General features: G+C 58.8%; 17 protein-coding genes. 11 read left to right on the forward strand and 6 right to left on the reverse strand.

From position 1 onward, the window contains the following. Window positions 1-385: TGS domain-containing protein (locus tag PKC81_RS07525; protein WP_324334672.1), on the reverse strand; the 385-nt coding region annotated here is incomplete at its 3' end. A gap of 210 nt (window positions 386-595) precedes the next feature. On the opposite strand from PKC81_RS07525, the gene PKC81_RS07530 reads away from it, so the two are divergent. From PKC81_RS07530 to PKC81_RS07565, 8 genes are all read left to right on the forward strand, one after another. Then, entirely contained in the window at window positions 596-784 is a 189-nt protein-coding gene (locus PKC81_RS07530) for a hypothetical protein (RefSeq protein ID WP_324334674.1), read from the forward strand. Between the two features lie 29 nt (window positions 785-813). After that, window positions 814-1,410, forward strand: a complete 597-nt coding sequence (locus PKC81_RS07535) for a hypothetical protein (RefSeq protein WP_324334676.1) — start codon at window positions 814-816, stop codon at window positions 1,408-1,410. Continuing rightward, complete coding sequence (locus tag PKC81_RS07540; RefSeq protein ID WP_324334678.1) at window positions 1,407-1,598, forward strand: helix-turn-helix transcriptional regulator; 192 nt, start codon at window positions 1,407-1,409, stop codon at window positions 1,596-1,598. Before PKC81_RS07535 ends, PKC81_RS07540 begins: the two co-directional genes overlap by 4 nt. Before the next feature lie 33 nt (window positions 1,599-1,631). Beyond that, window positions 1,632-2,633 (forward strand): alpha/beta hydrolase, encoded by a 1,002-nt coding sequence (locus tag PKC81_RS07545; protein ID WP_324334680.1) that lies wholly within the window; start codon window positions 1,632-1,634, stop codon window positions 2,631-2,633. An 84-nt stretch (window positions 2,634-2,717) separates the two neighbouring features. Beyond that, complete coding sequence (locus tag PKC81_RS07550) at window positions 2,718-3,938, forward strand: YjgN family protein (protein ID WP_324334682.1); 1,221 nt, start codon at window positions 2,718-2,720, stop codon at window positions 3,936-3,938. Next, window positions 3,938-5,029 (forward strand): M48 family metallopeptidase, encoded by a 1,092-nt coding sequence (locus PKC81_RS07555; RefSeq protein ID WP_324334684.1) that lies wholly within the window; start codon window positions 3,938-3,940, stop codon window positions 5,027-5,029. Before PKC81_RS07550 ends, PKC81_RS07555 begins: the two co-directional genes overlap by 1 nt. Before the next feature lie 143 nt (window positions 5,030-5,172). Further along, entirely contained in the window at window positions 5,173-5,427 is a 255-nt protein-coding gene (locus PKC81_RS07560; RefSeq protein WP_324334686.1) for a DUF6356 family protein, read from the forward strand. Between the two features lie 11 nt (window positions 5,428-5,438). Next, complete coding sequence (locus tag PKC81_RS07565; protein ID WP_324334688.1) at window positions 5,439-6,185, forward strand: alpha/beta hydrolase; 747 nt, start codon at window positions 5,439-5,441, stop codon at window positions 6,183-6,185. Here the strand turns inward: PKC81_RS07565 and ggt are convergent. From ggt to PKC81_RS07580, 3 genes are all read right to left on the reverse strand, one after another. Then, the gene (ggt, locus tag PKC81_RS07570) at window positions 6,179-7,963 is read right to left on the reverse strand and encodes a gamma-glutamyltransferase (protein ID WP_324334690.1); all 1,785 of its coding nucleotides are present in this window, start codon (window positions 7,961-7,963) and stop codon (window positions 6,179-6,181) included. The two genes, PKC81_RS07565 and ggt, sit on opposite strands and share 7 nt — an antisense overlap. A 100-nt stretch (window positions 7,964-8,063) precedes the next feature. Continuing rightward, window positions 8,064-8,828, reverse strand: coding sequence for a DUF4163 domain-containing protein (locus tag PKC81_RS07575; protein ID WP_324334692.1), 765 nt, complete (start codon window positions 8,826-8,828; stop codon window positions 8,064-8,066). Window positions 8,829-8,856: 28 nt separating this feature from the next. After that, a complete protein-coding gene (locus PKC81_RS07580; RefSeq protein WP_324334694.1) occupies window positions 8,857-9,606 on the reverse strand; it encodes an SIMPL domain-containing protein in 750 nt (249 codons plus the stop codon). A gap of 145 nt (window positions 9,607-9,751) precedes the next feature. On the opposite strand from PKC81_RS07580, the gene PKC81_RS07585 reads away from it, so the two are divergent. Both PKC81_RS07585 and gloB read left to right on the forward strand, forming a co-directional pair. Continuing rightward, entirely contained in the window at window positions 9,752-10,192 is a 441-nt protein-coding gene (locus PKC81_RS07585) for a VOC family protein (protein ID WP_324334696.1), read from the forward strand. Continuing rightward, complete coding sequence (gloB, locus tag PKC81_RS07590; protein ID WP_324334698.1) at window positions 10,176-10,919, forward strand: hydroxyacylglutathione hydrolase; 744 nt, start codon at window positions 10,176-10,178, stop codon at window positions 10,917-10,919. Before PKC81_RS07585 ends, gloB begins: the two co-directional genes overlap by 17 nt. 109 nt (window positions 10,920-11,028) lie before the next feature. Here gloB and PKC81_RS07595 read toward each other — a convergent pair whose 3' ends face one another. Continuing rightward, entirely contained in the window at window positions 11,029-11,412 is a 384-nt protein-coding gene (locus PKC81_RS07595) for a DUF4345 family protein (RefSeq protein ID WP_324334700.1), read from the reverse strand. An 87-nt stretch (window positions 11,413-11,499) separates the two neighbouring features. On the opposite strand from PKC81_RS07595, the gene guaA reads away from it, so the two are divergent. After that, window positions 11,500-13,071, forward strand: a complete 1,572-nt coding sequence (guaA, locus tag PKC81_RS07600) for a glutamine-hydrolyzing GMP synthase (protein WP_324334702.1) — start codon at window positions 11,500-11,502, stop codon at window positions 13,069-13,071. Between the two features lie 3 nt (window positions 13,072-13,074). Here the strand turns inward: guaA and PKC81_RS07605 are convergent, their stop codons facing one another. Further along, window positions 13,075-13,434 carry a hypothetical protein gene (locus PKC81_RS07605; protein ID WP_324334704.1) on the reverse strand — a complete coding sequence of 120 codons (360 nt, stop codon included), beginning with the start codon at window positions 13,432-13,434 and terminating at the stop codon, window positions 13,075-13,077. Between the last annotated feature and the right edge of the window lie 32 nt (window positions 13,435-13,466).

A 13,466-nucleotide genomic window follows, 5' to 3' on the forward strand; every position in this document is an offset into this window, starting at 1 on the left:
CCCCGACCGCGGGCAGGTCATCCTCGGTGAAGGGGCCACGCCTGGCGGGGGCCATCACGTCATAATAGAAACCGTCGTCGGTCGCGGGGCCGAATGTGATCTGTGTGCCGGGATGCAGTTTCTGCACCGCCTCTGCCAGCACATGGGCAAAGTCGTGGCGGGCGAGTTCGAGCGCGTCGGCCTCATCCTTCGCCGTTATAAGCGCAAGGTTGGTGTCAGCTTCCAGCGGGCGCATGATGTCGCGCACTTCGCCATCGACGCGTGCGGCAAGGGCAGCCTTGGCAAGGCCGGGACCGATAGCGGCGGCAATGTCAGCGGGGGTAGTCCCGCGCGCGACTTCTCGGGCGGAGCCATCGGGAAGGGTGACGCGGATCATGTCAGACATTGGAAATGCTTGCTTTCAGTGTGGAATGGAGCCGTCCCTTTGCCAGTCCGGACGCGAGGCCGCAAGTGCGCAGACGCGCGGCAAATTATACAAAGTCTACACCGAAGCGAGAAGGATAAGACAAGCACGGCAATCAAAATGACAAGGGCAGTTGACATATCGTGACTCGCATAGTAAAGCTACCTTTACTGAATGACAAAGGAACTTGAAATGAAGCCAAAGACTGCCATCTGGCTATGGGCGGCCACGATCCTCTTCGTGACCCTGTTCACCATTTTCGACCTTCTTGCTGCTGACCGCTGGGCAAGTATCATTCCGCTGATGGTTGTCGGTGCAACAATGCACATTCATGCGCTGCGACTTCGGCAGGGTGCCACCGTTGACGGCAGTGGTTGCTGATTCCGGACCAAATTCCAAAGGAAGATGAAATGACCACGCAATCAGAGACAGGGAACGGTCGACGCATCAGTCTTTACTGGGGCGCTGCCTTTGTCATCGGAACATTCGGAACAGGCGCATTGGCCCGCTACTTCCAGCTGGATGGATGGCTCACAATGGCGGCAATGATACCGCCGATGCTGCTACTCATCCCTTTCCTGCGAGCGGTGGAGCAAGCCAATATCCAGGCAGGGAATCGCTCTCTTGCTATGCAGCGCTATAACCGACGCGCGCTGATCTTTGCCTTTGGCTATATGGCGGCGCTGTTCGCTGCGATAGGTGCGACCGATATGTTCAAACCCCAAGGTGCCGTGGCATGGGTGCTGGCGATCCTGCCGTCGCTGCCGATCGCCTATATGGTTTACGCCATGGGCCGCTATCTGACCGAAGAAGATGACGAGTATCTGCGAATGAAGGTGGCTTCGGCGGCGTTGATTGCCACCGGGTTGCTGCTGGTCGTTGCTACGACATGGGGCTTTCTTGAAAGCTTTGGCCTTGTGCCGCACCAGCCCGGATGGTGGGCCGTACCTGTTTGGGCCGTGGGTCTGGGCCTTGGCCAACTGGTCATGAAGGCCCGCGAGACATGAAAAACCGCCTCAAGGTGCTCCGCGCCGAACGCGACTGGAACCAGCAGGATCTGGCCGATGCGCTGGGGGTTTCGCGCCAGTCGGTGAATGCGATCGAGACGGGTAAATATGATCCGTCGCTGCCGCTCGCCTTTCGCATTTCGGAAGTGTTCGAACTCCCGATCGAACAGATATTTTTCCGCGACTGAAATGTTTTAACCAAATAATCGAAAGGACTTGCCATGTTTTGCAAGCAAACGAGTTTTGCCCGCTTTCTGGCCCTTGCCATAGCTGTCGCCATAGCTGTCGCCATAGCTGTCGCCGTAGCTGTCTCGGCTTCCCCGTCCCGCGCGGCTTCCACGAGAGATTGCGCTGTCACTGATATTGCCGCGACGCCTGTAGAACGGCTTGAGGGCAAAAGGTTCAGTGTTGAAGTGCGTGGCACCGGCCCCGATGTCATCCTGATCCCCGGCCTGTCGAGCCCGCGCGCGGTTTGGGACGAAACAGTAAAGGCCTTTGCTGGATGCTATCGGCTGCACAGCTTGCAACTGCGCGGATTTGGCGATGCGGCGGGCGTCAATGCGGAGGGGCCGGTGCTCGAACCGTTCGTTCTTGAGCTGGCCGATTATATCGATGACGAAATCGAAAATAGGGGCCGTCCTGCTCCAGCAATTGTCGGCCATTCGATGGGCGGGTTGACAGGCCTGATGATTGCCGCCCGACAGCCGCAACTGGCACTAAAGCTGATGGTGGTCGACGCGGTGCCCTTCATCGGCACCATCTTTGGCATCAGTAGCGTTGATGCGATACGCCCCCGGGCCGAACAGATGAAAACGATGATCGCTGCGAGCTACAAAGCCGACGCGCCAAAGCCGGTGCTAAGGGATTGCAACAATCCGGTTGAAGCGCCTGCCGCGGGGAATTTGTCAAACCATCCGCGCGGGCTGTGCCTGATTCAAAACTGGACCGCGCAAAGCGATCCGCGCGTTGTCGGGCAGGTGATGCACGAGGTTATGGTGGCCGACATGCGGCCCGAACTGTCGAAGATTTCAACGCCGTTAACCTTGCTCTATGCGCAAGATGATCACGCCATGACCGAGGCGATGGCCAAGGCTGCGTTTGAACCTCAATATGCGGGCACACCCAACTTCAAGCCGGTTATGGTCAAGGGCAGCTATCATTTCGTCATGCTCGACCAGCCCGAGAAATTCCGTGCCGAGCTGCATGCTTTTCTTGGGGGCTGAGCACGGCGACTTTACCTTTACTTGACAATCCCCTGCGCCATCGCGCACCTAGCGCAATGAACGCAGGGGAAAGGCAAGACACATATGACCGGACATGAAGGCAAGGCGCCGAGCGCGGTCACTTTCCACGGTAGTTGGACCGATTTTGCCAAGATCGCGCTGCCTAATGTGCTGCTGACTCTGGTCACGCTGGGCATCTACCGTTTCTGGGCGACGACGCGCGAACGACAATATCTGTGGTCGCAAACGCGCTTTATTGACGAACCGCTTGAATGGACGGGGCGCGGGATCGAATTGTTCATCGGTTTCGTGATGGTGTTCTTCCTGCTCGGTATACCACTTGTCGTGATGCAGCTGGTAATCAACGGGCTGGTGTTTCAAGGTCAACCTGTCATTGCAGGCGTGATCATTTTCGCGATGTTCGTGGCCATCTTTTACCTGACTGGCCTCGCTTACTTCCGCGCCCTTCGATACCGCCTTAGCCGAACTTACTGGCGCGGCATCCGGGGGGGCAGTGACGATCAGGGTTTCACCTACGGTTGGTCCTACATCTGGAAGAATGTCGTGGCGGCGATTCCGCTCTATCTGCTCTATCCTTGGGCAAGCATGTCGCTGTGGAACGAACGCTGGTCGAAGATGAGCTTTGGTCCCTATCAGTTCGAATCAAACGCGGACTGGAAGGCATTGATGAAGCGCTATCTGCTTTTCTACCTCGTACCGTTCCTGATCTTTGTCGGCGCAGTAGCACTCGGCATTTCGGCGGCTTCTGCAGGCGGAGGAGGTGATCCTTTCAATACAGCGGGTGGTGCCGCGGCCATCGTGGCGATCGTTATCGGCATACTCGGCCTCTATATCATCATGCCGATTGCAGCCCTGCTCTATTATTCGAAATTCATGCGGGTCGCGATTGGTTCGCTGCGGCTCGGGGACTTGGAATTTGATTTCACCGCCCGCTCGCCTGACTGGATTCTGTTCTGGCTCGCCAACCTCGCCATATTGATGCTCGCTTATGGTTTCGCTTTTGCACCTTTCAGCCTGTTGATCGCGACAGACCCGACACAATTTGTGCAGCAGCTGGAAGCAGGGGAATCGATCCTGTCGGTCGGTCTGGTTGTTGGGATATTGATTGCGATCATCCCGATTGCCTTTGCGACTTCGATCATCCGCTATCGCAGCTGGAAATTCTTCGTTGTCCACACCGAAGCCTTTGGTGAAGTCAATCTGGACAGGATGACACAATCGACCACCGATAGTTCGAGCCATGGCGAAGGCCTGCTCGACGCCTTTGATGTGGGGGCCATCTGATGTCGACCTTTTTCGATGCCTGGCATTTTGACGGGCAGAGCGCGGTTCGCCGCAAGGTCGAAATCCAGACGATCGGTAACCAGTTTTTCCTGCTCGAACAGGAAAGGCGGCACGGACCGTTCCATTTTGACGAGCTGCGCTTTTTGGAAGCGAAAGGCGATGGCAAGGTTTACGGACTGTCTGGCAAGGATGGCTGGCGGCTGGGCATACGTGGGCATGTGCCCACTGAACTCGCGCCATTGCTACCCGCCTCGAAAACCTATGGCGGGTTGATCGACCGGTTGGGGCTGGGCAAGGCTAGCCTTGTCTTTGCCGGGATCAGCGCTGCGGTGGTGGCTGTGGTGTTGCTCAGCCCGCAATGGTTGGCACCGTTGATACCGTCCAGTGTAGAGGCGAAGCTGGGTAATGCGCTGGTTGGTGATTTTGGCGGGCGGTTCTGTGATACGCCCAAGGGTAAGGCCGCGCTCGCCAAGCTGACCCGTTCGCTTGATGACCACCCGGAAGACCTGCAGGTCGAAGTCGCCAATATCGACATGCTCAACGCCGTTGCGTTGCCCGGGGGCAAAGTGCTGCTGTTCCAGGGCCTGCTCAGCCAGGCGAAGTCGCCTGACGAAGTGGCCGGGGTATTGGCGCACGAAATCGGTCATGTCCGCGAACGCCATGTGATGCAGGGGCTGCTGCGGCAGATGGGGCTGGCAGTGGTGCTGGGCGGCTTTGACGGCAGCGGCGGCAGCACACTCAACAGCCTGTTGTCGACCACTTACACCCGTGGTTCCGAACGCGAGGCTGACGACCATTCATTGAAGGCTTTGAAGCAGGCGAATATCTCGCCCGTAGGGGCAGCCGACTTTTTCAACCGTTTGGCGTCGATGGACGGAAGTCGCGATCTCAAAGACCGGCAGGCGCGCACGATGGCCAGTTACACGTCAAGCCACCCCTTGTCCGACGAGCGACGCAAGCTGTTTGAGAACGCCGTGGTCAAAGGCAGCGCCTATAAACCGGCGCTTACTGCAGATGAATGGCAGGAACTGAAAACAATGTGCGCGCAGGACAAGGATGTGAAATCCGGCTGGGGCTTTGACATCGAATAGCAGTAGACGCTATCGACGCTGCATTACCGTAGCCCTGAGCCTGTCGAAGGGCGCTTCTCGGTTTCAACCGTCGTTTTTGGTTGAGAGGCGTGCTTCGACAGGCTCAGCACTACAGTTTCATGCAACAACCACCGGAGTAAACCATGTTCCGCCGCCTCTTCATTGATCACCCGCGCACCGTCGACGAGACCTATTTCGAGCATTTCGTTGTGGCGTCGAAGTTCGGCGTCACCATGATCTGGGGTGGGCTGTGCGCACTGGTGCATGCGGTGGTTCCCGGCTGGTGCGTGACGACGGGTAGCCGCACGATAGAGCGTTTGAACGCTATCATGGTGATCCAGCGCCGCGCCAAGGGGCAAGATGTCAGCCAGATGTTGACCGTCGACTGGGTCATTTAGGTGATTCAAATTTGAGTCCATCTATTTCCCGCAACTGGTTTGTCCGTGCTGACGGGCTGAAGCTTGCCTATCGCAAGGCGGAGGGCGCTGGCCCGACCTTTGTCTTCCTTCCCGGCTATATGTCGGACATGGCAGGAGGCAAAGCGACTGCGGTTTTCGATTGGGCCTTGGCCAATGGCAAGTCCTGCTTGCTGCTCGACTATGCCGGATGCGGGGAGAGCGAGGGCGACTTTGCGCAGCAGACGCTGACCGGCTGGCGCGACGATGTGCTGGCGATGATAGACGCGCTGGCCGAAGGGCCGGTTGTGTTGATCGGATCATCCATGGGCGGTTGGTTGATGCTGCTGGCCGGTGTAGCACTGGGTACGCGTCTGGCAGGATTGATCGGTATCGCGCCCGCGCCCGATTTCACCCGTTGGGGGTTCACCGATGCGCAGCGCGAGGCTATCCTGACCAGGGGCGTGCATTTTGAGCACAATCCCTATGGGCCGGAACCGACACCCACTTATAAGGGCCTGTATGAATCGGGCGAGGCCAGCCTGATGCTCGACCGCGAAATCGCGATCGACTGTCCGGTGCGGCTGCTCCACGGGCAGGCCGATGCCGATGTGCCGTGGAAGATTTCGCCGAAACTGGCATCGGCTCTGCGTTCGACCGATGTCCGGGTGACGCTGATCAAGGACGGCGACCACCGCCTGTCGCGCGAAGCCGATATTGCCCTGCTGCTGGCGACTGTGGCGGAGATTGCGGGTCAGTAGCCCGCAGCCTGGCCATCCTTGCGGAACTCGCTCGCACCCCAATAGGCACCCGTAACAGGATCACGCCAGATTGCCTGATAGCCGCCATAAGGCCCGACCGAATATTTGACCTTGTGGCCGCGCTTCTTGAGTTCGTCGGCGATCGTTTGCGGCACGCCGGTTTCGATTTCGACAACCCCGCCTTCCGTCATCGCCTTGCCGCCTTCGGGATCGGTCGATCCGTCATGGTGGAAACGCGCGACATCGCCCGCTGCCTGCACGGTCATGCCGAAATCGACCATGTTGACCACGATCTGTGCATGCCCCTGCGGCTGCATCGCGCCGCCCATCACGCCGAAAGAGAGCAAGGGCTTGCCGTCCTTGGTCATGAAGGCGGGGATGATGGTGTGGAACGGCCGCTTGCCCGGTGCATAGGCATTGGCATGTTTGGCATCGAGGCTGAACTGCGCGCCGCGATCCTGGAACATGAAGCCCAAGGTGCGACCGTTTCCGTCATCGGGCACCAGCCCGGAACCCATCCCGCGATAGTTGGACTGGATCAGGCTGACCATCATCCCGTCCTTGTCCGCCACGGTCATATAGATGGTGTCGTTGCCGCCATCGACGGGCAGCGCAGGGTCGGCCAACGCCGCCTTGCCCATATCGATATCCGCCCGCTGTTTCGCGGCGCGTTCCTTTGACAGCAATTCCTTGAGCGGAATACTGGCAAAGGCCGGGTCGGCATAATATTTGGCGCGGTCGGCAAAGGCGCGTTTCTTGGCTTCGATAAAGACATGCCAGAAATCGGCGCTCCCGCGCCCCATCGCTTTCAGGTCATAGCCTTCGAGGATGTTGAGGATTTGCAGCGCGGCAATGCCCTGCCCGTTGGGCGGGATTTCCCAGACGTCATAGCCGCGATAACTGGTCGAGACGGGTTCGACCCACTCGCCTTTGTGGGCGGCGAAATCCTCATAGCGGTGCGGCGCACCGATGCGTTTGAAATAGCGGTCCATCGATTGGGCGAGCGAGCCCTTGTAGAATGCGTCGCGTCCACCCTCGGCAATTTCGATCAGGGTCAGGGCAAGATCGGGGTTCTTGAAGATTTCGCCCTCTGCCGGGGCCTTGCCGCCGGGCATATAGGCGCGACGCATATTGTCGATTTCCTCGATCGCGCCCTCCTTGTGCAGCGCCTCGAAACCGGCCGTATTTGCTTTCCAATATTGTGCAATCAACTCGCTCACCGGAAAGCCCTGTTGCGCATAGCGGATGCTGGGCGCGAGCACCTGCCGCATCGGCAGCTTGCCGAACTTGCCGTGCATTTCGAACCAGCCATCGACCGTGCCGGGGATTGTGACCGAGGCGGAACCCCAATCGGCGATCGTCCCGTCGGAATCGCGCACAGAACGCGGCATCTTCCGGGTCCGCTCCTGCAATTGTTTCAGGCTTAGGCCCATTGGCGCGCGCCCGCTGGCGTTGAGGCCGTGCAGCTTTTGCGTCTTCGGGTCCCAGATGATCGCGAACAGATCGCCGCCAATGCCGTTGCCCGTTGGCTCCATAAGGCCAAGCGCCGCGTTGGCCGCAATCGCTGCATCGACCGCGCTGCCGCCTGCCTTCAATATTTCGAGCGCGATCTGCGTCGCCAGCGGCTGGCTGGTCGCGGCCATCCCGTTCTGCGCGATGACCGCAGAGCGGCTGGCACCGGCGGTGCCGGAATAGCGATCACCCTGGTCCTTTGGCGCCGTCTGTGCGGCAAGCGGTGTCGTGATCAGCAACGCAGCAAAAAGCGGGGTGTAACGCATCTCTCTTCCCTTTTCCTGAAGATCGATGCGTTACCGCTGCACCCGCCATGTGACAAGCAGGTCAATTACCGTAGCATTGGTTTCCTATCGGGTGGCCGTTTCAGCGCTTTTTCGACCCAGCCGGGCTGAGCGTGAAATAGGAACGATAGGCCGGCTTCACCGCAGCCAGCATTTTTGCATTCACCGGCAGGTCGATTTCATAGTCACCCTCGACATAGGGCCCGACCGAATAAATCCCCGCATAGATTGCAAGCCGGTTGAATGTCCGCCCATTGGACGATCCCAGAATAACGGTCAGTTCGGATGGCTTGGGGCAGGCCTGCATCCAGTCATCGGTCTGGCTGCGGTCTACTTTCTCGCCATCGCGTTTCTTGCTGCGTTCGATGTCGAGTTTGTCGCAGAATGGCGTCTGCACGACTTTGTCGAACGCCTCGTTGCTGGTGAAAAGCGCCAAAGGTTTGATCTCGGTTGCTGACTTTTTGTCCCAGATCAGGCTGCCGCGCCCCCAACTGCCATGCGCGCCGCCAGTGTAGCTCCATTCGTCAATCGTCAGGCTCAGAAAGCGCGGCAGGTCGGCGACAGTCCGCCAGTTAATCTGGAGCTGCATGTCGGTTTCGCTCGCACGGTCGGGATTTTCGGTCGCCCATTCCGCGCCCCACTCTTTGAGCTCGGCAAGCTGGACATCCTTCTCGCTGAGCATTTTCTGCTCGAGTGCGGGAAATTGGCGGATCACAGCGGGATAATTATATTCAAAGCTATATCCCTTGCCCTTATCGACAATTTCCACGCCTTTGTCGGGTGCGGCCAGTGCTGTGGTTGCGGAAAGCAGGGCTAAAGCGCCTAGTGCTGCATCAAACAGTTTCATTTTTTAATCCTCTGCCAATTCCCAACGATCAATCCAGATAATATTCGACCGTCGTGACGACGCGTACCTTCTTATAGGGCGTATCCGCCGCGCCCCACCCGCCTTCGCTGTCGCCATCGCGCGCGGTGACTTCGAAATAGCCCTGCGTTGCCGATTTGATGCTGCCGACATCGGTGCCGCTGTCCTTGGCGAATTGTTCGGCCGATTTGCGGGCATCCTTGGTCGCCTGCGCAATCATCTCGGGCTTGATGCTGTTGAGTTTTGTGTAGGTGAAGGACATGCCCGATCCTTCTTCCAGCTCGACCCCCTGCTTGACCAGATCGAACTGGCGCTTGATCGCGGCCTGTGCCTTTTTGATGTCGGTGGTGCGCAGCGATATGCGTTGTTTGACGGTGTAGGTCGTGATGCCTTCATTGCTATATTGCGAGACATTGGCCCCGGTCGGCTGCACCGCATCGCCATCAAAACCGAGTGAACCGAAGAAGGCACGGATCGCCTTGGTATCGGTATCGGCCTTGGCTTGCGCGCTTTGCAAATCGCCCGCCTTGGCGGAATAGGCGATGGTCCATGTGGCGAGGTCTGCAGTAACCTCACGCTCCGCCAGCCCGCGGACCGTCACTGCGCGATCGGCCTGCTTCATACGGACGAGGCCATCGCCCATCAGATAGCCGCCTGCAATCAGGCCGGCTGCGAGCAGTCCAGTTCCAGCAAGCCAAGATTTTCCCTGATTGGCGGTCAGTCGGCCTAGCCAACTCTTGTTTTCAACGTCGTCTGTCATTGTACCCATCCCAGAAATGATGGGCCGTAGTTTCCGTCCGCCCCTTGCGTCGGTGTGCCTTCCGGTCCATGTTCGCGCGCGTCCCAGCGCGGCTTTGTGAATTATTGCTGCTGCGATGAACCGTGCATTAACATCGATGAGTTGAATGATGACTGTTAAATATCTCCACAGCATGATCCGCGTGACCGACCCGCAAGCGACGGTCGCCTTTTTTGAACTGATCGGTCTTAAAGAGGTTCGGCGTTTCGATAGCGAAGCGGGACGCTTCACGCTGATCTTCCTCGCGGCTCCCGGACAGGAAGGGCTGGCCGAGGTCGAGCTGACCTATAACTGGCCACCTGAAGAGGGCGAAGCCGAGGTCTATACCGGAGGCCGCAATTTCGGCCATCTGGCCTATCGCGTTGATGATATCTACGCGACCTGTCAGGCGCTGATGGACGCCGGCCACATCATCCACCGCCCCCCGCGCGACGGCCATATGGCATTCGTCAAATCGCCTGACGGGATTTCTGTCGAGCTGCTGCAGGAAGGGCATTTGCCGCCGCAGGAACCCTGGGCGAGCATGCCCAATGTGGGAAGCTGGTAAAATGGCGTTGCAAATCATCCGCATCCCTGTCCTGTCCGACAATTATGTCTGGCTGGTGCATGAGCCCGAAAGCGGTGAAACGATGGCGGTCGATCCCGCTGTGGCGGAGCCGGTGCTGGCAGAAGCCAAGGCGCGCGGATGGACGCTCACGCAGATCTGGAACACCCACTGGCACCCCGATCATACCGGCGGCAATGCCGCGATTAAGGAGGCGACTGGTTGCGTGATTACTGGGCCAGAGGCGGAAAGTGCACGCATTCCGACGCTCGACCGCAAGGTGAAAGAGGGCGATATTGTGAGGCTCGGCGCCGTTGACGCACATGTCCTCGATGTCCCAGCACATACCGCTGGCCATATCGCCTTCCACTTTGCGGACGACCAAGCCGCCTTTGTCGGCGACACGCTGTTCGCGATGGGCTGTGGTCGCTTGTTTGAAGGGACGGCGGAGCAGATGTTCTCGAACATGCGCAAGCTGGAAGCATTGGGCGACGACACGCGCATTTATTGCGCGCACGAATATACCCAGTCGAACGGCCGCTTCGCTCTGACCGTCGAGCCGGACAATGCCGCGCTTGTCGCCCGCATGGATCAGGTAAATGCGATGCGCGAACGCGGCGAGCCGACGGTGCCGACCACCATCGCCCTCGAACGTGCGACCAACCCGTTCATGCGGGCCGCGACTGTAGACGAACTCGCCGCGCGCCGTGCGGCGAAGGATGCGGCTTAGTTTTCCCAGTTACCGTAGCCCTGAGCCTGTCGAGCCGAAGGCCACCGAAGGTGAACGGTGCTTCTCGGCGAAGCGTGCTTCGACAGGCTCAGCACTACGGCGTATTGGGCTAAGTTTGTGCGCCCAAGCGGCGCGCTGCAAACAGCATCAGCAATGTACTCACACCTTCGATAATCATCGCCTGATTATTGGCTGCCGATGCGGGATCGCCAAGACCGAGGCCGATGAGACGGCCGACCAATGCAGTGCCATAAAGCGCGGCCGGAACATAGAGCAGCTTTGCTTTTTCGGGCTTAGCTGCCGCCCATAAGGCGCAGACTGCCGACACCAGGAAAAAGGCCCCGAAATCGCTGCGCACGCTGTTGATCGACGCGCCGGGCGCTTCGATCCCGAACTGTGTCGTAAACACCTTCGGGTCGATGATCCCCTGTACCGCGAGCAGCCCAAAACCCAGGCCCCAAAGGCCGACCAATATGCGCAACACCAGATTCATGATTATTCCCCTCTCGTCGGCAGGCATATCGGGCAAATTCACGACTGGCAACTGGACAGGCGCGCGCTTCGCCCTTATCGGCCAGCCATGTCGATTCAGCCTTCGGATTCCATCCTTATCGTCGATTTCGGGTCGCAGGTGACCCAGCTTATTGCCCGCCGCGTGCGCGAGGCGGGGGTATATAGCGAAATCGCCCCGTACAACGCCGCCGAGGCTGCGTTTGAGCGGATGAAGCCCAAGGGTATAATCCTGTCGGGTTCGCCTGCTTCGGTGCCCGACGATGGCAGCCCGCGCGCTCCGCAATGCCTGTTCGACAGCGGCCTGCCGATCCTCGGAATCTGCTATGGCCAGCAGGTGATGAGCCATCAATTGGGCGGCGAAGTGCGCCCCGGGCATGAAACCGGAGAAGGCGGCGAATTCGGTCGGGCCTTCCTGACCGTGACCGAGGAATGCATCCTGTTCGACGGGCTGTGGCAGGTTGGCGAGCGGCATCAGGTGTGGATGAGCCATGGTGACAAGGTGACACGCTTTGCGCCGGGCTTTCGCATTGTTGCGACGTCGGACGGCGCGCCGTTCGCGCTGATCGCCGACGACGAACGCCGCTATTATGGCACGCAATTCCACCCCGAAGTCGCGCATACGCCCGATGGGGCAAAGCTGATCGCCAATTTCGTGCACAAGGTCTGCGGGCTTTCGGGCGACTGGACGATGGCCGAATTCCGCGCGACGAAGATCGCCGAGATCCGCGAGCAAGTGGGAACTGGCCGGGTGATCTGCGGGCTTTCGGGTGGGGTCGACAGTTCCGTAGCTGCAATCTTGATCCACGAAGCGATTGGCGACCAGCTGACCTGCGTCTTTGTCGACCATGGTCTGCTGCGCTTGAACGAACGCGAACAGGTCGAAAGCCTGTTTCGCGACCATTATAATATCCCGCTCGTCGTCGTCGATGCCGAGCAGCGCTTCATGGCGGGTCTTGCAGGCGTCACTGACCCCGAGAAGAAGCGCAAGTTCATCGGTGCCGAGTTCATCAATGTGTTTGAGGAAGAGGCAAAGAAGATCGGCGGGGCGGATTTCCTCGCGCAAGGCACGCTCTATCCTGACGTGATTGAGTCGGTGTCCTTCACAGGCGGGCCTTCTGTCACCATCAAGTCGCACCACAATGTCGGCGGCCTGCCCGAACGCATGAATATGAAACTGGTCGAGCCCTTGCGCGAACTGTTCAAGGATGAAGTGCGCGCGCTGGGCTGCGAGCTTGGCTTGAATGACCAGTTCGTCGGCCGTCATCCTTTCCCCGGCCCCGGCCTCGCCATCCGCATTCCCGGCGAAGTGACCAAGGAGCGCTGCGACATCCTGCGCAAGGCCGACGCGGTCTATCTGGAAGAAATCCGCAACGCCGGATTGTACGATGCAATCTGGCAGGCTTTTGCCGTGCTCCTCCCCGTCCGCACCGTCGGCGTAATGGGCGATGGCCGCACCTATGACAGTGTCTGCGCACTGCGCGCGGTTACCTCGGTCGACGGCATGACCGCCGATATCTACCCCTTCGACGCCGCCTTTTTAAGCCGCGTGGCGACGCGGATCATCAACGAGGTGAAGGGCATCAACCGCGTGGTTTACGACTATACGTCGAAGCCGCCGGGGACGATTGAGTGGGAGTGACAGTTACACTCTAATTGTAATTTCGATACAATCGGGAGAAACGCCGAAAGTTCGGGCGAGTCCCGCTTTAGCCTGAGCAATCGATAGCTGTTTTGTTACCTGCTGCCACCGATCATCAGTATCGGAATTCGACCGCACAAAAGTGATCGTCCCAATTCCAAGTGACACGTCGGCTGTCTTCCAGCCAACAGACTGCCACGCCAGACTCTGTCCACGTTCTTGGTTCGCCCACCAAGCTGGATACTGCCGTGCGCTCGAGGGAAGCTCGAATCCCAATATATCCTCGATTGCGGCAATATTGGTTGTGAAAGCGTCACCTTCGAGATGCGAGAGGTAGTCGGTCAAAGGTTGATATTTCGACATTGTTATTACTCCGTATGATGAATGTCGAGCGA

The organism is Sphingorhabdus sp., assembly GCF_035329025.1.
Taxonomy (GTDB): Bacteria; Pseudomonadota; Alphaproteobacteria; order Sphingomonadales; family Sphingomonadaceae; genus Sphingorhabdus_B.